The sequence below is a fragment of the Vreelandella hamiltonii genome (assembly GCF_014651775.1).
Classification (GTDB): domain Bacteria; phylum Pseudomonadota; class Gammaproteobacteria; order Pseudomonadales; family Halomonadaceae; genus Vreelandella; species Vreelandella hamiltonii.
The window spans coordinates 19,224-38,476 of record NZ_BMXN01000018.1 but is presented as its reverse complement, the minus strand read 5'-3'; the positions used below and the strand labels follow the sequence as shown (position 1 = coordinate 38,476).

Sequence of the window (19,253 nt, the reverse complement as noted above, 5' to 3'; positions counted from 1 at the left end):
TGCCCTGCTGAATCCATGGCGCGACCCGCCCTGGCAGGCGCAATTCAAATAAGGCCTGCAAGACCAGCATCCGGTTCAACATAGCATGCTCCAAAAGTGTTTGCATTCGTATGCAACAGGCCCTAGCCTTATTCTGCTCCATCATGCTGACCCTACCCAGCTGACTCTACCCAATAACAATCCTTTCAGGAGAGCGTCATGATTCGCCACCTCAAAGCCGGTGCCTCCCTCGAAACCCGCGCCGAAGCGGACCGCCAGGTACGCGAAACCGTCGAGCGTACGCTGGCCGACATCCAGGCCCGAGGCGATGCCGCCATTCGCGAGCTGTCGGAAAAGTTCGATGGCTGGTCACCGGAAAACTTCCGTTTGAGCGAAGCCGAGATTGCTCAGGCCATGAGCGAAGTGTCCGAGCGTGATCTGGACGACATCCGCTTTGCCCAAGCCCAGATACGTCGCTTTGCCGAGGCGCAGCTGGCCTCCATGCAGCCGGTCGAGATCGAAACCCGCCCCGGCGTCATCCTTGGCCACAAACATCTGCCGATGAACGCAGTGGGCTGCTATATCCCCGGGGGTTCCTACCCTATGGTGGCGTCTGCCCACATGAGCGTCCTGACGGCCAAGGTCGCCGGGGTGAAACGCGTCATCGCGGCGGCGCCGCCCTACAAGGGCAAGCCCCACCCCGCCATCGTGGCAGCCATGCACCTGGCAGGCGCGGATGAGATTCTGGTACTCGGCGGCGTTCAGGCCGTGGGCGCCATGGCCATCGGCAGCGACTCCATCGCGCCAGTGGACATGCTGGTGGGCCCTGGCAATGCGTTCGTCGCCGAGGCCAAGCGCCAGCTATATGGCCGTGTCGGCATCGACCTGTTCGCGGGCCCCACCGAGACGCTGGTGATTGCCGACGAGAGCGTGGACGGCTTGCTGTGCGCCACCGACCTGCTGGGGCAGGCAGAGCATGGCCCGACCTCCCCCGCCGCCCTGCTGACCAATTCCGAAGCGCTGGCCCGGGACACCCTGGCGGCCATCGAGGAACTGCTGCAGAAACTGCCCACCGCCGATATCGCGCGCCAGGCCTGGGAGAGTCATGGAGAAATCATCGTCTGTGACACCCACGAGGAAATGCTGCAAGTCGCCAACGAGATGGCTTACGAGCACGTTCAGGTCATGACCGAAGACCCGGATTTCTACCTGGAGAATATGACCAACTACGGCGCGCTGTTCCTTGGCCCGCGCACCAACGTCGCCTATGGGGACAAGGTGATTGGCACCAACCACACGCTGCCCACCAAAAAGGCAGCGCGCTACACGGGCGGCCTGTGGGTGGGCAAGTTCCTCAAGACCTGCACCTATCAGCGGGTATTGACCGATGAAGCCTCGGCTGAGATCGGCAGCTACTGCTCACGACTCTGCATGCTGGAAGGCTTTGCAGGCCACGCCGAACAGGCCAACGAGCGCGTGCGCCGCTATGGCAAACAGGAGGTACCCTACGCCTCGGCGGTGGACGCATGAACCTTCCCCAGGCCCCCGGCTTCAGGCTGGACGGCATGCAGGCGCTGGTCACCGGCGCCAGCCAAGGCATCGGGTTTGCCTGCGCCTGCGCGCTGGCCGACGCGGGCGCCAGCGTCACGCTGGTGGCCCGCAACCCGGCCACGCTTGACGAGGCCGTTGGCCGCCTGCAAGCCGCTGGCTGGCAGGCGGAAGGTATCGCGCTGGACATCAACGACCACACGGCCCTGCAACGGGCCATTGCCGGCAGGCACTTCGATATCCTGGTGAACAACGCGGGCACCAATCGACCCAAGCCCCTGCAGGAGGTGAGCCAGGAGGACTATGCGGCGGTCATGGACCTCAACGTCAAGGCCACCTATTTCCTCACCCAGGCCGTCGTGGCCCACATGCCCGCAGGCGGCAGCATCATCCATGTCTCATCGCAAATGGGCCACGTGGGCGCCGCCAACCGCACCTTGTACTGCGCTTCCAAGGCTGCGGTGGAAGGCATGACCAAGGCCATGGCGGTAGAGCTGGGCCCTCGGGGCATTCGGGTGAATACGCTCTGCCCCACCTTCGTGGAAACGCCCATGACGCGCCCGTTCCTGGCCGAGCCCGGCTTCAAGGAGCAGGTCATTGGCAAGATCCCGTTGGGCCGTCTGGGCCAGCTGGAGGACCTGATGGGGCCCGTGGTGTTTCTGGCATCGCCTGGTGCTGCGCTGGTCACGGGCAGCGCGCTGATGGTGGACGGCGGCTGGACCGCCCACTGACGGAGCCCCACGGGTACACGCCTCGACCCTGCCCCACGGGCAGGGTTTTTTAATGGGCGGCCGATGAGCTGCACCCCATCGGCGCAGGTGATACTATTTGCAACCGCTATTTTTTCGCATTGACGAGCCACGCAGCCTCTCGTCCAAGGAGATCACGACGTGTCCACGCCCGCTCGCCGCTCATCATCGGCTCTGCTGTCAGGGGTCGCTTCACGCTTTGCGCTGTCGCTCAACCCCTGGTCTATTGCGCTGTTTCTCATCGCGCTGACCGTGGCACTGCCGATTCTGGTGGTTCTGGGCCATATCGTGCTGCCCACCGACGGCATCTGGCAGCACCTGGCCAGCACCGTCCTGCCCCGCTATCTCAGCAATACCTTCTGGCTGGTGCTGTGGGTAGGCCTCGGTACCTTGGTAATTGGCACGGGAACCGCCTGGCTGGTGGTCATGTGCCGCTTTCCCGGCAAGCGCATCTTCGAGTGGGCGCTGCTGCTGCCGCTGGCCGTCCCCACCTACGTGATCGCCTATGCCTACACGGATTTCCTGCAGGTGGCGGGGCCACTGCAGAGCATGCTGCGGGAGTGGTTCGACTGGCGAGTGGGCGACTACTACTTTCCCAACATTCGTTCGTTGGGGGGCGCCATCACGCTGATCACCTTCGTGCTCTACCCCTACGTCTACCTGCTGGCCAGGGCTTCGTTCCTGGAACAGTCGGTGTGCGTGCTGGACGTGGGACGCACGCTGGGGCGCGGGCCATGGCACCTGTTTGGCACCGTGGCCCTGCCCCTGGCGCGGCCTGCGCTGGTGGGCGGCGTGTCGCTGGTGCTGATGGAAACTCTCAATGAGTTCGGGGCGGTGCAATTCTTCGGCGTGGATACCTTCACCACCGGTATCTACCGCACCTGGTTCGGACTGGGCGAGCCGGTGGCGGCCGCACAGCTGGCGGCCTGCCTGCTGACCTTCGTGATCGTGCTGGTACTGCTGGAGCGCTGGTCACGGGGCAAGCGGCGTTACTTCCATACCTCCAGTCGTTACCAGCAGTTGCCCGAGTACCGTCTGCGCGGCTGGCAGGCCACCGGCGCGTTTCTGGCCTGCCTGCTGCCCATCACCATCGGCTTCCTGCTGCCCAGCGGCCTGCTCTTGAACATGGCGATTCGGATTGGCGACAGCCTGTTCGGCACGCGATTCATCGGCTTTGCCCTGAACAGCCTCTCGCTGTCGGCCATTGCGGCCCTGATTGCGGTAGGGCTGGCGGTGCTGCTGAGCTACGGCGTACGCCTCAACAACTCCCCCAGCGCACGCCTGTTCACCCGCATTGCGGCCATGGGCTACGCCATTCCGGGCTCCGTGGTGGCGGTCGGCATTCTGATTCCCTTTGCCTGGCTGGACCACACCCTCAACTCCTGGCTGCACGCCAACTACGGCAAGATTATCGGGCTGGTCTTCAGCGGCACGGCCTTCATTCTGATCTACGCCTACGTGGTGCGCTTTCTGGCGGTGTCGTTCAATGCCGTGGAAGCCAGCCTGGGCAAGGTCACCCCCAGCATGGATGCTGCCTCGCGCACCCTGGGCCAAACCGCAGGGGGCACGCTGCGACGCATTCATACGCCCCTGATGCGCAGTAGCCTGTTGGCGGCGGGGATTCTGGTCTTCGTCGATGCCATGAAGGAGCTGCCGGCCACCATCATCCTGCGGCCGTTCAACTTCGATACGCTGGCGGTACGCGCCCATAACCTGGCGTCGGACGAGCGGCTGGCGGAGGCCTCCACGGCCTCGCTGACCATCGTGGTGGTGGGGATTCTACCGGTGATTCTCCTCAGCCTGGCAATGCGCCGAGCACGCCCCGGCAGCCAGGCCGAGTAAGTTCAAACACACATCTTCCCGCGCCTCAACGTGGGAAGATGAAGACCTGGGAGTGGTCCAGATCGATGTCGATGGGCTGGCCCTCCTGGGGCAGGAACACCCCAGGTACACGGGCATGCAGGTGCGCTTCCTGGCCATCGGTGCCATGGGCACACAGGTGGATCAGGCTGGTGCGGCCCAGCAGCTTGGCCATGACCACGTGGCTATGGCTGTGGGCTTCGGCTGGCAGGTCTCGCTCCTGAATGCGCAGCGCCTCGGGGCGAATCATCACCTGCACGTCACTGCCTTCCGGCAGCCAGCTGGCATCCACTGCGCCCACGGGGGTCTGCACTCGCCCGCCTTGCACCACTCCCGCCAGCTCGTTGACCTCACCAAAGAAGGTCACCACGAAGGGGTCGATGGGCGCACAGTAAAGCTCGCGAGGCGTGCCGGTCTGGACGATCTTGCCATCGCGCATCAGTGCGATGCGGTCCGCCATGAACATCGCCTCCTCCGGGTCGTGGGTCACCAGCAGCGTGGCCGAACCCAGCTTCTTCAACACGTGCAGCGTGTCGTCTCGGATACGATCCCGCAGCCGGGCATCCAGACTGGAAAAGGGCTCGTCCAGCAGCATCAGCCGCGGCGTAGGCGCCAGCGCGCGGGCCAGCGCGACACGCTGCTGCTGGCCTCCCGACAGCATGTGCGGGTAAGTCTCGGCATAGGCGGCCATGCCCAGCTGGTCCAACAGCTCCAAAGCACGCGCGCGGCGCTGGCTGGAGGGCAGCTGTTTCAGGCCAAAGGTGACGTTTTCCAGCACGCTCAGATGGGGAAACAGCGCCGAATCCTGGAACGCCAGGCCCACGTTGCGCTTTTCGGGCGGCACATGGCGCTTGCCTGGAGCCGCGATGGCCTGCCCGTCCAGGCTGACCTCGCCTTCCTGCACCACCTCCAGGCCTGCCGCGATACGCAGCAGGGTGGTCTTGCCGCAGCCGGAAGGGCCCAGCAGGCACACCACTTCGCCCTGGCCGATCTCCAGGTCGATGCCCTTGACCACCTTGTTGGCTGCAAACGTGTGCTCGACACCCCGCAGCGACAGCGCCGCCGCTGGTGCTGCCACCTCTGAAAATGACACCGTTGCCGTCATTCGTTCACCCATGGTTAGTGCGCAGCGCAGATGCCTGACTGCGAACACGGTTGAAAGTTATTTGCATTCTATTTTCTATTGGCGGCAGATGCACGTACATGCACAAAAAGTGTTGCGTGTCATTAGCATTTCGCTTGACGTCCATGGAACAAGACGTTTCAATAGGCTCAGTTTGCCAATGCAACTTATTATCATAAACATTTAGGGTGTATGTTATGAAAAAGGCACGTCTTGCAGTCTCTGTCGCCGCCGTCATGGCTGGCTCGGCATTTGCCAGCAGCACACTGGCCAACGAGGTCAACATCTACTCCGCTCGCCACTACGACTCAGACGAGATTCTGTACAACGCGTTCACCGAAGAAACGGGTATCAAGGTGAATGTGCTGGAAGGCGACGCCAATCAGTTGATGGAGCGTATGCAGCGTGAAGGCGTGGCCAGCCCTGCCGACGTCATGCTGACCGTGGATGCCGGCAACCTGTGGCGTGCCGAGCAGGATGGCCTGTTCCAGGCCGTGGATTCCGACGTGCTGAACGAGCGCCTGCCGGAATCCATGCGTCATCCCGAAGGCATGTGGTTTGGCTTCAGCCAGCGCGCACGGGTGATTTTCTACAACCGTGAGAACTTCGACCCGAGCCAGATCGCTACTTATGAAGACCTGGCCGACCCGCAGTTCGAAGGCAAGATCTGTATCCGCTCTTCCAACAACATCTACAACCAGTCTCTGCTGGCCTCGATGATCGAGCACCACGGTGCGGAAGAAGCGCAAGAGTGGGCACAGGGCGTGGTCAACAACCTGGCGCGCAACCCGGAAGGCGGTGATACCGACCAGATTCTGGGCGTGGCCAGCGGCGAATGCGAGCTGGGCGTGGCCAACCACTACTACTATGTTCGTCTGCTGCACTCCAGCGAAGCTTCCGACCGCGAAGCCGCCCGTAAAGTGGGCGTGATCTTCCCGAACCAGGATGATCGCGGCACGCACATCAACGTGGGTGGTGCAGGTCTGGTCGCCAACGCGCAGAACGCCGAGAACGGCATCCGCTTCCTCGAGTTCCTGGCTTCCGACCAGGCCCAGGAAGTGCTGGCCGAGCGTAACTACGAGTTCCCGGTGGTCGATGGCGTGAAGAAGAACCCGGTTCTGGAATCCTGGGGCGACTTCCAGCGTGACGAAGTGAACATCAGCGAGCTGGGTAACAACAACCCGGAAGCCGTGCGCATTTTCGACCGCGTCAACTGGCGCTAAGCGCTGGCCCAAGCAGTATGCAAAACCCCACCGCAAGGTGGGGTTTTTTGTGGATGGCCAGTCAGCCAGGGTTTGAACGGCGCCTGGTGCACTTCTTCCTTTAGTGTGCTTCGTCCCAGTTGGCGCCGCTCTGGGCTTCCACGATCAGCGGCACGCTCAGTGTGGCCGCCGACTGCATCCGTGCACTGACCTCCTCGATGAACGCGTCTACCTGAGCTTCAGCCACCTCGAACACCAGTTCGTCGTGCACCTGCATGACCATCAGGGCATCGAACGCGCCTTCCGCCAGCCACGCGTCCACGTCGATCATCGCCTGCTTGATGATGTCTGCCGCCGTGCCCTGCATGGGCGCGTTGATTGCGGTGCGCTCGGCCCCCTGACGGCGGTTGCGGTTCTGCGAGTGGATCTCGGGCAGGTAGAGCCGCCGCCCCATGACGGTCTCGACGAAGCCATTCTCGGCGGCCTGACTGCGAATGCGGTCCATGTAGCGGGCAACGCCGGGGTAACGGTCGAAGTAGCGGTCGATGTAGGTCTGCGCCTGCTGGCGTTCGAGATGCAGCTGACGCGACAGCCCCCAGGCGCTCATGCCATAGATCAGACCGAAGTTGATCGCCTTGGCACTGCGGCGCTGGTCGGCGGTGACCTTGTCCAGCGCGGTGCCAAACACTTCGGCGGCGGTGGCGGTATGAATGTCGCGGCCCTGTTCGAAGGCTTCCAGCAGCCCCTTGTCTTCCGACAGGTGGGCCATGATGCGCAGCTCGATCTGCGAGTAGTCCGCGGCCACGATGCGATACCCGGGGCGGGCCACGAAGGCCTGGCGAATCTTGCGCCCCTCTTCGGTACGGATCGGGATGTTCTGCAGGTTCGGGTCCGACGAGGAGAGCCGCCCGGTGGCGGTCACCGCCTGGTGATAGCTGGTGTGCACGCGGCCGGTTTTCTTGTTCAACAGGCGCGGCAGCTTGTCGGTATAGGTGGACTTCAGCTTGGCCAGGCCACGGTGCTGCATGATCACCTTGGGCAAGGGGTAGTCCAGCGCCAGCTCTTCCAGCACGGCTTCGGCGGTGGAAGGCGCGCCCTTGGGCGTTTTCTTGATGACCGGAATCTTCTGCTCTTCGAACAGAATCTGGCCCAGCTGCTTGGGGGACCCCAGGTTGAACTCGCGGCCCGCCAGCTCGAAGGCTTCACTTTCAAGCTCGCGAATACGCTGCTCCAGCTGCTGGCTCTGCTGGTGCAGGCGCTCGGCATCCAGCGCCACCCCGTTACGCTCGATCCGCGACAGCACCTTGATCAGCGGCAGCTCCAGATGATCGAGCACCTCGGCCAGGCGGCCTTCCTGCTCGACCTGCGGGCGCAGCGTCTGCTGCAGGCGCAGGGTAATGTCCACGTCTTCGCAGGCGTAGGGCGCGGCCTGTTCCAGAGCTATCTGGTTGAAGGTGAGCTGCTTGGCGCCTTTCCCGGCAATCTCCTCGAAGGAGATGGTCTTTTCCCCCAGGTACTTGAGGGCCAGCGAGTCCATGTCGTGGCGGGTCGCGGTGGAGTTGAGCACGTAGGACGCCAGCATGGTATCGGCAAACGGCCCCGTGACGTGAATATCCTCGTTGGCCAATACGGAAATATCGTACTTGAGGTTCTGGCCGATCTTGGTTTTGCCGGGATCTTCCAGCAGCGGCTTGAGCGCCTCGAGAACGCTGCGGCGGTCGAGCTGGGCAGGCGCATCCAGATAGTCGTGGGCCAGCGGGATATAGGCCGCTTCACCGGGCTCCAGCGCCAGGCCGACCCCGACGATCTCGGCGTCCATGTAGTTGAGGCTGGTGGTTTCCAGGTCGAAGCAGAAGCGCTCGGCGCTGCGCAGCCGCTCAAGCCACGCATCCAGCTCGGCCTGCTCGGTGATCACGTGGTCGTGGCGTGGGCCAGGGGCGGTGCCCGATGCCACCTGCTCGGCCTGCGGGGCTGGCTGGCCGCCGCTGACGTCGTCCACACCTTCGTCCTTGCCCTCCAGCAGCTCCGCCAGCCACTGCTTGAACTCCATCTCCTTGTAGAGCGCCACCAGCGCTTCCCGATCCGGGTGGGCGATTTCCAGGTCGTCCAGCCCTACGGGCAGGTCGCAGTCGACCTTGATGGTGGCCAGCCGATAGGAGAGAAACGCCTGTTCGCGGTGCTCTTCCAGTTTCTTGGGGAGTGTCTTGGCTCCTCGAAAGCCCAGCGTGGTGACCCGTTCCAGGTCGCCATAGATGGTCTCCAGCCCGCCACCCATGCCTTGCAGCAGGCCAATGGCGGTTTTTTCTCCTACGCCGGGCACGCCAGGAATGTTGTCCACCTTGTCGCCCATCAGCGCAAGGAAGTCGATGATCAGCGCAGGCGGCAGCCCAAACTTCTCCTCGACACCGGCCTCATCCAAGGTCTCTTCCTTCATGGTATTGACCAGCGTGATATGGCGGTTCACCAGCTGGGCCATGTCCTTGTCGCCGGTGGAGATCACCGCGTCGCGCCCGGCCTGGGTGGCGTGATGCGCCAGCGTGCCGATGACATCGTCGGCTTCGACGCCTTCGATGCACAGCAGCGGCAGCCCCAGCGCTTTCACGCAGGCGTGTAGCGGTTCGATCTGGCTACGCAGGTCATCGGGCATCGGCGGGCGGTGGGACTTGTACTCGCTGTACATGTCGTCGCGAAACGTCTTGCCTGGCGCATCGAAGACCACCGCCATGGGGCTATCGGGGTAGTCCTTGATCAGCCGCTTGAGCATGTTCAGCACGCCTTTCACGGCGCCCGTGGGCTGGCCGTTGGAGTTCGTCAGCGGCGGCAGCGCGTGGAACGCACGGTAAAGGTACGAAGAGCCATCAACTAGCACGATAGGGGCACGGGCCATAACCAGATTCCATAGTCAGCAGAACAGTAAGAGCGTCTATTCTTCAATGATACGCGTTCGGCGGCGCGACTGCAGAAAAGCACTGCGAAAGCGACCCTTCACCGTTCACAGCGCTGCCAACTGACGCGCCAAGCCGCTACAATGACCGGCTTAGCAACCTGGGCGAGATTCTCATGGCTGTATTTACTCCGCTGAGCGACGCACAGGTCGCCGCGTTTCTGGAAAAATTCGATGTTGGCAGCCTGGTGTCCCTTCAGGGCGTGGCAGGCGGCACGGAAAACTCGACGTTTTTCGTGACCACCGAGCGCCGCGAGATGGTGCTCACGCTGTTCGAACAAGGCGAGCACGAAGAGCTGCCGTTCTTCGTCGAGCTGCTGGACTACCTGGATGAACACGGCCTGCCCGTACCGGGCACCATTCATGACCGCGAAGGGGTGGCGCTGCACAGCCTGGCGGGCAAACCGGCCCTGCTGTTCCCGCGCTTGCCCGGCAAGCACCCCACCGCCCCCAACCTGGTCCAGTGCCAGGCGCTGGGCAGCGCGCTGGGGCGTATGCACAAGGTCTCGCAGCATTTTCCGGGGCATCGTCCCAACCCCCGCGATCTGCACTGGCTGCGCGCCGTGCATCACAAGGTGCTGACCTATATCAGCCCCGACGACCAGACCCTGATGAAAAACGAGGTCGATGATTTCGAGACCGCGTTCAGCCAGTATGGCGCGCTGCCCCAGGGGGCGCTGCACGGTGACCTGTTCCGTGACAACACCCTGTATGAAGGCGACCAGTTGGGCGGCATCATCGACTTCTACAATGGCTGCACCGGCGACCTGCTGTTCGACCTGGCCATCGTCATCAACGACTGGGCCTCCAACGAGGACGGCAGCCTGAACGCCGAGCGCTATCAGGCGATTTTAAGCGCCTACCAGGCACGCCGCCCACTGACCGACACCGAGCGGGCCCTGTGGCCCACCATGCTGCGCTTGACGGCGTTGCGCTACTGGCTGTCGCGCCTGCTGGTGGTATATGTGGACCCGCCTGCCCATGACCTTACCCCCCACGACCCCGAGCGTTTCCGCGTGATCCTCAAGGCACGCATCGCGCTGGGGGCACTCCCTATCCCGGAGGCTTCCTGATGAGTGACATGGCCGCAACCAGCAGCCCCGCCGTACGCGCCCGTCGTACCTGGAACATGGACCAGTGGGGCAGCGGTTACTTCGATGTCGATGACCACGGCCAGGCGCTGGTGCGCCCCCTGGGCAGCGATGCCGAAGGCCCTGCCCTGCCGATCAGCGCGCTGGTTCGCCAGCTGCAGCAGGCCGGCCTGCGCTTACCGGTGCTGGTACGCTTCAGCGACATTCTTCACGACCGCGTCGAGCAGCTGTGTGGCGCCTTCGACGCCGCCATGCAGGATGTGGCCTATGAAGGCGGCTACACGGCAGTGTACCCGATCAAGGTCAACCAGCAGCGCCGCGTGGTCGAAGAGATTCTGGCCACCTCGGAGCGTGGCAACGGTCGCGTGGGGCTGGAAGCGGGCAGCAAGCCCGAGCTGCTGGCCGTCCTGGCGCTCTCCGACGGCGGTTCGTCGCTGATCGTCTGCAACGGCTATAAAGACCGTGAATACGTGCGTCTGGCGCTGTTGGGCGAGAAGCTGGGCCACCGCGTCTATCTGGTGGTGGAAAAACTCTCCGAGCTGGACCTGATTCTGGAAGAAGCTCGGGAGCTGGACGTGACGCCGCGCATCGGCCTGCGCGCGCGCCTGGCCTCGGTAGGCAAAGGCAAGTGGCAGAACACCGGTGGCGAAAAGTCCAAGTTTGGCCTCACCGCCAGCCAGATCCTGGAAGTCGTGGACACCCTGCGCGCCCAGGACGCCCTGGCCAGCCTGCAGCTGGTGCACTTCCACCTGGGCTCCCAGATCGCCAACATCCGCGACATTCAGCGCGGCCTGCGCGAATGTGCGCGCTTCTACCAGAACCTGATGGCGCTGGGCGCCCCCATCGACACCGTGGACGTGGGTGGCGGCCTGGGGATCGACTACGAAGGCACCCGCTCGCGCAGCTACTGCTCGGCCAACTACTCCATGCAGGAGTACGCGCGCAACGTGGTCAGCGCCTTCGCTCAGCTGTGCCAGGAAGCCGACTTGCCACAGCCGCACCTGATCAGTGAATCCGGCCGCTCGTTGACCGCTCACCATGCGGTGCTGATCACCAACGTGATCGGTGAAGAGCGTATCGACCACACGCCGCCGGTGCGCAGCGTTACCGACGACCCCCAGGTGGATGAGCTGTGGCGCGTGCTGGACCAGTTGGCCGAACACCAGGAGCCCAGGGTGCTGGTCGAAGCCTGGCACGACCTGCTGCAAGCCGTCAGCGAGCTTCAGGATCGTTTCGTACTGGGCTTGAGCAGCATCAGCGCCCGCGCCGAAGGCGAACGCCTCTACATGGCTGCCTGCGCGCGCCTGCGGGGCAAGCTCGATACCCGCAACCGTGCCCACCGGGAAATCATGGACGAGCTGGCCGAGAAACTGGCCGACAAGCTGTTCGTCAATTTCTCGCTGTTCCAGTCGGTGCCGGATGTCTGGGGGATCGAGCAGATTTTCCCGGTGCTGCCACTCAGCGGGCTGGACAAGGCGCCCACTCGCCGCGCGGTGATTCAGGACATCACCTGTGACTCCGACGGCCGCATTGACAGCTACGTGGACGGCCAGGGCGTCGAGAGCACGCTACCGCTGCCGGAATGGGCCAACGATGACGAGCGCTGGCTGGGCTTTTTCCTGGTGGGTGCCTACCAGGAGATTCTCGGCGACCTGCACAACCTGTTCGGCGATACCGACTCGGTGGATGCCGCGCTGGGCGCCGACGGCGAGTGGGTACTCTCCAACCCCCAGGCAGGCGACACCGTGGCGGACGTGCTGGCTTACGTCAATTTCGATGCCCGCGTCCTGAAGCAGAAGCTGACCGAACAGCTGGTGACCAGCGGCTTCTCGGCCGAAGAGCAGGCGCACTTTGCCGCCAGCCTGACCGAAGGGCTGGAAGGCTACACTTACCTGGAGTAACGCTCTGGGGTAAGGGGGCAGGAGCCCCCTTCTCGCCTGACATTCCAGCATAAAAAAAGCCACCGTTGCCCAGGCAGCGGTGGCTTTCGACGTTCAGCCGGTGGGGTCGTTTATTCGACCACGCTGGTGTTGATCTCCAGCCCGCCGGTGAGCGTGAAGCGCAGTGATGCGCCGCGAGTCAGCTCACCCACCCCAGCAGGCGTGCCGGTCAGGATGACATCGCCGGGCTCCAGGGTGAAATGACGGCTCATTTCCGCGACCAGCGTCGGGATCGCAAAGATCATGTCCGAGCCTTCGCCGTGCTGGCGCTCCTCGCCGTCGATTTCCAGCGTGAAGCTCAGCGCGTTCCAGTTGGGCACGCGGCTCAACGGCAGGAACGGTGACAGCGGGCAAGCCCCATCAAAGGCCTTGGCGATTTCCCAAGGATGGCCTTTCTCTTTCAACGTGGTTTGCACATCGCGCAGCGTCAAATCCATCGCCAGGCCGATCCCGGCAATGGCACGCTCCGCTTCATCCTGAGTGGCGTGGGTCAGGGTTTCCCCTACCAGCAGCGCCAGCTCGACTTCATAATGCACTTCACCGCGTGAAAACGGCGGGTCCAGCGGCTTGGTCAAATCCACCACGCTGGTGGCCGGCTTGATGAACAGCAGCGGTTCACTGGGAACCGGGTTGTCCAGTTCCTTCGCGTGGTCGGCGTAGTTGCGGCCTACACACACGACTTTGCCCAGCGCGTGGGGAAACTCCTGGCCATCGGTAAACTGTGGAACAAAACGCATGGCGGGTATTCTCCTTCTCATTATGCGTGCCGCATTCGCAACGACAGGCGCACTAGTCTACCCCACCCTTGCGCTTGTTCCACAACCTTCCCGCTGCTTTTCTTGCACCCTGGCTTATGTACCCAAAGTACGTAAACGTTTAAACGCCCGGCTGCCAAGGCTGGTCAGGCCCATGGGCCAGAAACGCTGGGCGCTGTTTGGGGGCGGCAAACGGCGCACCGCAGCGGTTGTCCGGCCGATTGAACACGAAAAAGACGTTGCTGCGCGGGTCCGGCGACAGGTTCGCATTGGAAGCGTGCAGGGTGTTGCAATCGAACAGCAGCAAGCCCCCTGCTCGCCCCTTCGGCGCTTCGATGCCGTACTGGTCGACCATATGACGCAGTGCCTCCTGGCTGGGCACCCCGACCTCCTGGGCTTTCAACGAACTCTTGTGGTTGTCCTCGGGTGTTTCTCCAAGGCAGGGCACGAACGCTTTGTGCGACCCTGGAATCAGCATCAACGGGCCGTTGAACTCGTGGTTATCGGTGAGAATCAGCGACGCACTGACCGCATGCATGTTGGGCATACCGTCTTCGGCGTGCCAGGTCTCGAAATCCGAGTGCCAGTTGAACCCCTTGCCTGCAAAGCCGGGCTTGTAGTTGATGCGCGACTGATGCACGTAAGGGTCGTCACCGATGATCTGACGTGCCGCCCCTGCCAGCCGCTCGTCGTTGGCCAGCGCCCCCAAACGGGAAGAGAGATGGTGCACGGCGAACAGCGAACGAATCTCCTGGCTTTCCGGCTCCGTGATGCTGAACTCCCGCTCGCGGTAAGCATCGTTGCTCATCAACGACTCGATTTCATCGCGAAGCGCATCCAGCTCGTCGCCATGGATCAGGTCTGGAATAAACAGATAGCCCTTGCGCTCGAACTCATCCAGCTGCGCCTGGGTAAGCGGCCCCGGCAGCGCACGCCCTTTGACCACGTCGTCACGGCGTGCCTGGGTCAATGATGCCGGCGCGGTGGCCAGCCGAGTAGGATAGAGGTCCACTCGCGTATTGCTGGCAGAAGGGGTATCTGCCATGTCGCTGTACTGCTTGTGGGCCGTCAGGTTTTTGAGAGGTGTATTGCCGACTGTCATCTAATCCACTCCTTGTATGATTAAATTTCAGTTAAAACGTGTCTCATTCAGAAACACAGTGCAGGGAGAAGCCTAGCCCACGCATGACGGCTTGCAACCCTTGGGAACCCCGCTCATAACGTGCGTTATGACATTTTTTGCATGCTCATGGACACCCCGTTGAGGCCCACCGCAGCAACCACCCTGCGCACAGCGGACTACGGGTGAATTTCAATGTTTGATAAACATCGGCCCAAAAAAAGCGCCGCTCGAAGGAAGCGGCGCGGGTGGCGGGCGAGGGACGTGCGCTAACCCAGGCATATATGGCCGTAGATGAAATCCCGGTCGAAGCCCGTATTACGCGCCATCTCTTCCGGCTGCAGCAGCTTGATGCTGCTACGCGTCTTGCGGATCAGCTTCTTCTGCTCCAACGCGGTCATGCAGCGGCTGACGTGCACGCTGGTCATGCCCAGAAGCTCTCCTACGATGTCCTGGGTCACCGGAAAGGAGAATACGTTGCTGTTCAGCAGGCCTTTGAAATTGAATCGCGCATAGACTTCCAACAAGAAGTGCGCCACTCGCTCTTCTGACCGATGATGCGTACAACTTCGCAAACGCTCGATGGTAATATTGTCGTTGACCATGACATACGAGGTAATGGCCTTGCGAATTTCGTCGCTGGTTTTAAACAACGCATGCAAATCATCTACCGATACTTTTTCCAACTTGCAATGTGTCAGCGAGAGAATCACGATATCGTGACTTTCAAAAAAGCTTTCTCGCATTCCGATAATATCGCCCGGCATGAAGACGTTACAAATATCTTGCCCACGTGTAGAAGTGGCATGGGATAGACTTGCCCAGCCCTCTTTCACCACGAAGATATCGGCACGCCCCTCGCATAGCGAAAAGACTTTCTGGTTTCTCTTCAGCTCGACAGGTTTTTGTCGAACATTGGTCAAGGCTTCCAGTGACTCTGCCCCCAGCTCACCGTACAGCCCCAACACTTCACCAATACTTATACAACCACCCTCGGCCCCCAGGGGGCCCGGCAAACCATTGCGACTTCTATCTTCCACTAGATTATACTCTTCTGCAGTAACCTTATTCATCTCTACACTCCTTTGTAGTTAGACAAATGCTATACTCACCCGGAATTGTTTATAATTTCTATACACTAAAAGGAAGATAACGCGACAAAAATATAGACAACTATAAACATACAAACAAGAAACTTTCATAGTTTGCGCTATCAAACGCCAGGAAACCCATCATGATTAACATTTGTTAAGAAAAACACGCAAACCCTAAAAAACCTTAATAACATAACACTACATTGAACCTGCCCAATATCGGCATCAAACCATCAGAACTTTCTTTGTGAAAACGGCCCACTAAAACACTCGACATAAAACCATCAACAAAACACCCCCTCTTTCAGCAACATTGCAGCAACATCCAAAAACATTCACTCCTGTAGCTTTAACGCACCTCTGCCACATACATTAATTTTAAAACTGACGACTTATAATAGACTAGCCAATAAACTTTTCATTTCATAATCTTCATCACGGCGACAAGGATCTCACGCCTAACGTTACCTGATGGAGCAGGCCATGAAACGCAATGTCTTTATTATCGCTCTGGAAGAAAAGCAACAAAAAGCACTACAAACATTAAGAGATAGAAAGTCTCTGGAACTGCATGGACTATTGACCGTCGAAAGCGCGGTCGAGGCACCCAATGTCTCATTCAACCAGTTATTGAAACGAGTCGAAAAACAGCTCTCGGCATTTCCCGGCACCATTGATGCCATCATTGCCCAATGGGACTTCCCCACCAGCGTCATGGTGCCCCTGCTGTGCCAGCAGTATCAAATCCCCTCTCCTTCGCTCACCAGCGTCTTGAAGTGCGAGCACAAGCTGTGGAGCCGCATCGAGCAGCAACACGTCATTCCTGAGGTGGTGCCCGATTTTTGCGGCCTCGACCCGTTCGCTGAAGACCCGCTGGCACAGGTCACCCTGCCCTTTCCGTTCTGGCTCAAGCCGGTCAAGGCCTTTTCTTCTCACTTGGGCTTCAAGATCGAGAACGAGGCGGACTTTCACCATGCCATCGGCGAGATTCGTCAGGGCATTCGTCAGTTGGGCGACGCCTTCAACGAAGCGCTGGCCTACGCCGAGCTGCCCGATGACATCGCCCACCTGGGAGGCAATGCGTGCATCGCGGAGTCGCTGATCAGCGGTGTCCAGGCCGCGCCGGAGGGGTCTGTCTTCCAGGGCGAGTTCAATGTGCACGGCATCATTGCTCAGCCCAAGGCAGAGCACTCGGCGTCTCTGTTCGACCGACTGGAATATCCCAGCCATTTGCCCGAGCACGTGCATCACAAGATGGTAGATACCGCCAAGCGCTTTCTGGCCCACATCGGTTACAACAATGGCTGCTTCAATGCCGAGTTCATGTGGGACGAGGCTCGCCAGCAGCTCTGGCTGATCGAGTTCAACACCCGCATTTCGCAGTCCCATAGCGATATTTTCGTGCTGGTGGACGGCATGTCCAATCACGAGATCGCCGTGGACATTGCGCTGGGCCAACGCCCCTCCCTGCTCAGCCGCCAGGGCGTCGCGCCCGTGGCGGCCAAATGCTTCATTCCATACCCCCACGAGGATGGCGTGGTCAAACGCATCCCCAGCCCTGCCGAGATTGCCGAGCTGCAGGCCCGCCTACCCCACACGGAGGTGCTCATCGATGTCGCCCCCGGCCAGCAGCTCAGCCAGCTGATGCACCAGGACAGCTTCTGCTATCGCCTGGGCACGCTGCATCTCACCGGCACGACCCATGAAGAAATAGAGGAGCGCTATCAATACTGCCTGGACTTTCTCAATTTCGAGATCGAACCGATCCGCCGATAAGGAGACCCCATGGATATCGTCCGCGACTTTCCCTACCCCGTTCGCCACATCGAAAACGTCTTTATTCCCCTGCGCGATGGCCAGCGCTTGGCTGCCAAGCTGTGGCTGCCCGAGACGCCAGATGACACGCCGTTTCCTGCCATCATGGAGTACATCCCTTACCGCAAGCGCGACGTGACCCGCGGGCGGGATGCCGGCAATCACCCGTACATGGCGGGCCATGGTTATGCCTGTATTCGCATCGACATGCGGGGTAGCGGTGACTCGGATGGCGTGCTCACCGATGAGTACACCCAGCAGGAGCAGCAGGACGCCGTGGAGGCGATTGCCTGGCTGGCCGAGCAGCCCTGGTGCAGCGGCCAGGTCGGCATGATGGGCATTTCGTGGGGCGGCTTCAACAGCCTGCAAGTGGCGGCCCGCCAGCCACCGGCCTTGAAAGCCGTCATCAGCCTCTGCTCCAGCGATGATTTGTACGCCGATAACATGCACTACATGGGCGGCTGCCTGCTGGGCGACAACCTGTCGGAAGCCACCGTCATGCTGGCCTTCAACGCCCTGCCGCCCGACCCAGAGATCGTCGGTGAGCGCTGGCGGGAAATGTGGTTCGAGCGCATGGAGCACAGCGGCCTCTGGATCGACCAGTGGCTGCGCCACCAGCGCCGCGACGACTACTGGACGGCAAGCTCGGTGGGAGAACGCTACGATGCCATACGCTGCCCGGTCTACGCGGTAGGCGGATGGGCCGACGGCTTTACCAATACCGTGCTTCGCCTCATGGAGCACCTCGACGTACCGCGCAAGGGCCTGATAGGGCCCTGGGGCCACAAGTACCCTCATCAGGGCATCCCCGGCCCGGCCATTGGCTTTCTGCAGGAAGCCTTGCGCTGGTGGGATTACTGGCTGAAGGACAAGCAGAACGGCATCATGGACGACCCCATGCTGCAGGTGTGGCAGCAGGACAGCGTGCCCCCCGACAACCGTTATTGCCATCGCCCAGGGCGCTGGGTAAGCGAACCGCAATGGCCCTCTCCGCGCATTCAACCTACGCGCTACTACCTGCAGCCCTATCGCTTGACCACGGTGCCTCCTGCCGAGGAGGCCTCGCCGCCACGCCAGGGCTTGCAGTCGCCCATCAGCGTGGGCATGGCAGCAGGCAAGTGGTGCTCCTACGCCGCCACGCCCGACCTGCCCGGCGACCAGCGTGAAGAAGATGGCGGGTCGCTGATTTTCAGCAGCGGCCCGCTCTCCGAGCCGCTAGACATCGTCGGCATCCCCAGCGTGACCCTCACGGTGACCAGCGACCAGCCCCAGGCCATGCTGGCCGTTCGCCTTTCCGACGTGGCCCCGGACGGCAAGGCCACCCGCGTTACCTACGGGCTATTGAACCTGACCCACCGCGACAGCGATGCTCATCCCAGCCTGTTGACCCCAGGCGAAGCTTACCGGGTGAGCATTCCCATGAACGGCATTGCCCAGCGCTTCCCTGCTGGCCATCAGTTGAGGGTCTCGCTCTCTACCTCTTACTGGCCGCTGGCATGGCTCTCTCCTCGGCCTGCTCAGGTGGATATCATTTACGACCAGTGCGCGCTGCACCTGCCGGTACGGCACGCCCCCGACCACGAGCCCGCGCAGCCCTTTGGCCCACCCGAGCAAGCGCCCCCATTGGCCACGACGCCGCTGGCCCCCAGCCAGCACAATTGGCTGCTGCACCGTGACCTGGCCACCAAGCGCTCGACCCTGGAAGTCATCAACGATCAGGGGCGCTTTTGCATCGACGACACGGGCACCGAGGTACACCGCTGTGCGCGGGAGTACTACAGCACGGTGACGGATGATTTCACCTCGGCTCGGGGAGAAACCCTCACCGAAAGCCACTTCAAACGAGGCGATTGGGATACCGAGGTGTATACCCGCACGGTGCTGAGCTGCACCGACACGCACTTTATCGTCCACGCCCAGCTGGATGCCTACGAGCAGTCGTATCGCGTGTTTTCCAAGAACTGGTCGTCGAGGATTCCTCGGGACCATCTGTAATCTTCGGTACTGGCTGTAATCTTCTGACGCTCGGCCCG

At 61.5% G+C, this 19,253-nt stretch carries 13 protein-coding genes; 8 read left to right on the top strand and 5 right to left on the bottom strand.

Annotated elements, in window-relative coordinates:
- Positions 1 to 198: 198 nt before the first annotated feature.
- From hisD to IE091_RS13790, 3 genes are all read left to right on the top strand, one after another.
- Entirely contained in the window at positions 199 to 1,509 is a 1,311-nt protein-coding gene (gene hisD / locus IE091_RS13800) for a histidinol dehydrogenase (RefSeq protein ID WP_039182810.1), read from the top strand.
- Positions 1,506 to 2,258 (top strand): SDR family NAD(P)-dependent oxidoreductase, encoded by a 753-nt coding sequence (locus tag IE091_RS13795; protein ID WP_189463895.1) that lies wholly within the window; start codon positions 1,506 to 1,508, stop codon positions 2,256 to 2,258. The genes hisD and IE091_RS13795 overlap by 4 nt, the downstream gene beginning before the upstream one ends.
- A gap of 159 nt (positions 2,259 to 2,417) precedes the next feature.
- Entirely contained in the window at positions 2,418 to 4,118 is a 1,701-nt protein-coding gene (locus IE091_RS13790; RefSeq protein ID WP_039182805.1) for an ABC transporter permease, read from the top strand.
- Positions 4,119 to 4,143: 25 nt separating this feature from the next.
- Here IE091_RS13790 and IE091_RS13785 read toward each other — a convergent pair whose 3' ends face one another.
- A complete protein-coding gene (locus tag IE091_RS13785) occupies positions 4,144 to 5,241 on the bottom strand; it encodes an ABC transporter ATP-binding protein (RefSeq protein ID WP_039182802.1) in 1,098 nt (365 codons plus the stop codon).
- A 215-nt stretch (positions 5,242 to 5,456) separates the two neighbouring features.
- Here IE091_RS13785 and IE091_RS13780 point away from each other — a divergent pair, with 215 nt between their 5' ends.
- The gene (locus IE091_RS13780) at positions 5,457 to 6,482 is read left to right on the top strand and encodes a Fe(3+) ABC transporter substrate-binding protein (RefSeq protein WP_039182799.1); all 1,026 of its coding nucleotides are present in this window, start codon (positions 5,457 to 5,459) and stop codon (positions 6,480 to 6,482) included.
- Between the two features lie 100 nt (positions 6,483 to 6,582).
- Here IE091_RS13780 and polA read toward each other — a convergent pair whose 3' ends face one another.
- Entirely contained in the window at positions 6,583 to 9,348 is a 2,766-nt protein-coding gene (gene polA / locus IE091_RS13775; protein WP_189463894.1) for a DNA polymerase I, read from the bottom strand.
- Between the two features lie 173 nt (positions 9,349 to 9,521).
- On the opposite strand from polA, the gene IE091_RS13770 reads away from it, so the two are divergent.
- Together IE091_RS13770 and speA are read left to right on the top strand one after the other, a co-directional pair.
- Positions 9,522 to 10,478: a homoserine kinase gene (locus IE091_RS13770; RefSeq protein ID WP_039182791.1), complete on the top strand. Its 957-nt coding sequence runs from the start codon at positions 9,522 to 9,524 to the stop codon at positions 10,476 to 10,478.
- Positions 10,479 to 10,486: 8 nt separating this feature from the next.
- A complete protein-coding gene (speA, locus tag IE091_RS13765; RefSeq protein WP_371317415.1) occupies positions 10,487 to 12,397 on the top strand; it encodes a biosynthetic arginine decarboxylase in 1,911 nt (636 codons plus the stop codon).
- 110 nt (positions 12,398 to 12,507) lie between these two features.
- Here speA and IE091_RS13760 read toward each other — a convergent pair whose 3' ends face one another.
- From IE091_RS13760 to IE091_RS13750, 3 genes are all read right to left on the bottom strand, one after another.
- Positions 12,508 to 13,173, bottom strand: a complete 666-nt coding sequence (locus IE091_RS13760) for a fumarylacetoacetate hydrolase family protein (RefSeq protein ID WP_039182787.1) — start codon at positions 13,171 to 13,173, stop codon at positions 12,508 to 12,510.
- Between the two features lie 139 nt (positions 13,174 to 13,312).
- Positions 13,313 to 14,293 carry an ectoine hydroxylase gene (gene thpD, locus IE091_RS13755; RefSeq protein ID WP_189463893.1) on the bottom strand — a complete coding sequence of 327 codons (981 nt, stop codon included), beginning with the start codon at positions 14,291 to 14,293 and terminating at the stop codon, positions 13,313 to 13,315.
- A 287-nt stretch (positions 14,294 to 14,580) separates the two neighbouring features.
- Positions 14,581 to 15,384: a Crp/Fnr family transcriptional regulator gene (locus IE091_RS13750; RefSeq protein ID WP_189463892.1), complete on the bottom strand. Its 804-nt coding sequence runs from the start codon at positions 15,382 to 15,384 to the stop codon at positions 14,581 to 14,583.
- A 504-nt stretch (positions 15,385 to 15,888) separates the two neighbouring features.
- On the opposite strand from IE091_RS13750, the gene IE091_RS13745 reads away from it, so the two are divergent.
- Positions 15,889 to 17,181, top strand: coding sequence for an ATP-grasp domain-containing protein (locus IE091_RS13745; RefSeq protein WP_189463891.1), 1,293 nt, complete (start codon positions 15,889 to 15,891; stop codon positions 17,179 to 17,181).
- A gap of 9 nt (positions 17,182 to 17,190) precedes the next feature.
- The gene (locus IE091_RS13740) at positions 17,191 to 19,215 is read left to right on the top strand and encodes a CocE/NonD family hydrolase (RefSeq protein ID WP_096921511.1); all 2,025 of its coding nucleotides are present in this window, start codon (positions 17,191 to 17,193) and stop codon (positions 19,213 to 19,215) included.
- Positions 19,216 to 19,253 lie beyond the last annotated feature (38 nt).

What these genes read in the sequence shown, in the direction of transcription:
- hisD (WP_039182810.1), top strand. Translation starts at nt 199, where the DNA reads ATGATTCGCCACCTCAAAGCCGGTGCCTCCCTCGAAACCCGCGCCGAA.
- IE091_RS13795 (WP_189463895.1), top strand. Translation starts at nt 1,506, where the DNA reads ATGAACCTTCCCCAGGCCCCCGGCTTCAGGCTGGACGGCATGCAGGCG.
- IE091_RS13785 (WP_039182802.1), bottom strand. Translation starts at nt 5,241, where the DNA reads ATGACGGCAACGGTGTCATTTTCAGAGGTGGCAGCACCAGCGGCGGCG.
- IE091_RS13780 (WP_039182799.1), top strand. Translation starts at nt 5,457, where the DNA reads ATGAAAAAGGCACGTCTTGCAGTCTCTGTCGCCGCCGTCATGGCTGGC.
- polA (WP_189463894.1), bottom strand. Translation starts at nt 9,348, where the DNA reads ATGGCCCGTGCCCCTATCGTGCTAGTTGATGGCTCTTCGTACCTTTAC.
- IE091_RS13770 (WP_039182791.1), top strand. Translation starts at nt 9,522, where the DNA reads ATGGCTGTATTTACTCCGCTGAGCGACGCACAGGTCGCCGCGTTTCTG.
- speA (WP_371317415.1), top strand. Translation starts at nt 10,487, where the DNA reads ATGGCCGCAACCAGCAGCCCCGCCGTACGCGCCCGTCGTACCTGGAAC.
- IE091_RS13760 (WP_039182787.1), bottom strand. Translation starts at nt 13,173, where the DNA reads ATGCGTTTTGTTCCACAGTTTACCGATGGCCAGGAGTTTCCCCACGCG.
- thpD (WP_189463893.1), bottom strand. Translation starts at nt 14,293, where the DNA reads ATGACAGTCGGCAATACACCTCTCAAAAACCTGACGGCCCACAAGCAG.
- IE091_RS13750 (WP_189463892.1), bottom strand. Translation starts at nt 15,384, where the DNA reads ATGAATAAGGTTACTGCAGAAGAGTATAATCTAGTGGAAGATAGAAGT.
- IE091_RS13745 (WP_189463891.1), top strand. Translation starts at nt 15,889, where the DNA reads ATGAAACGCAATGTCTTTATTATCGCTCTGGAAGAAAAGCAACAAAAA.
- IE091_RS13740 (WP_096921511.1), top strand. Translation starts at nt 17,191, where the DNA reads ATGGATATCGTCCGCGACTTTCCCTACCCCGTTCGCCACATCGAAAAC.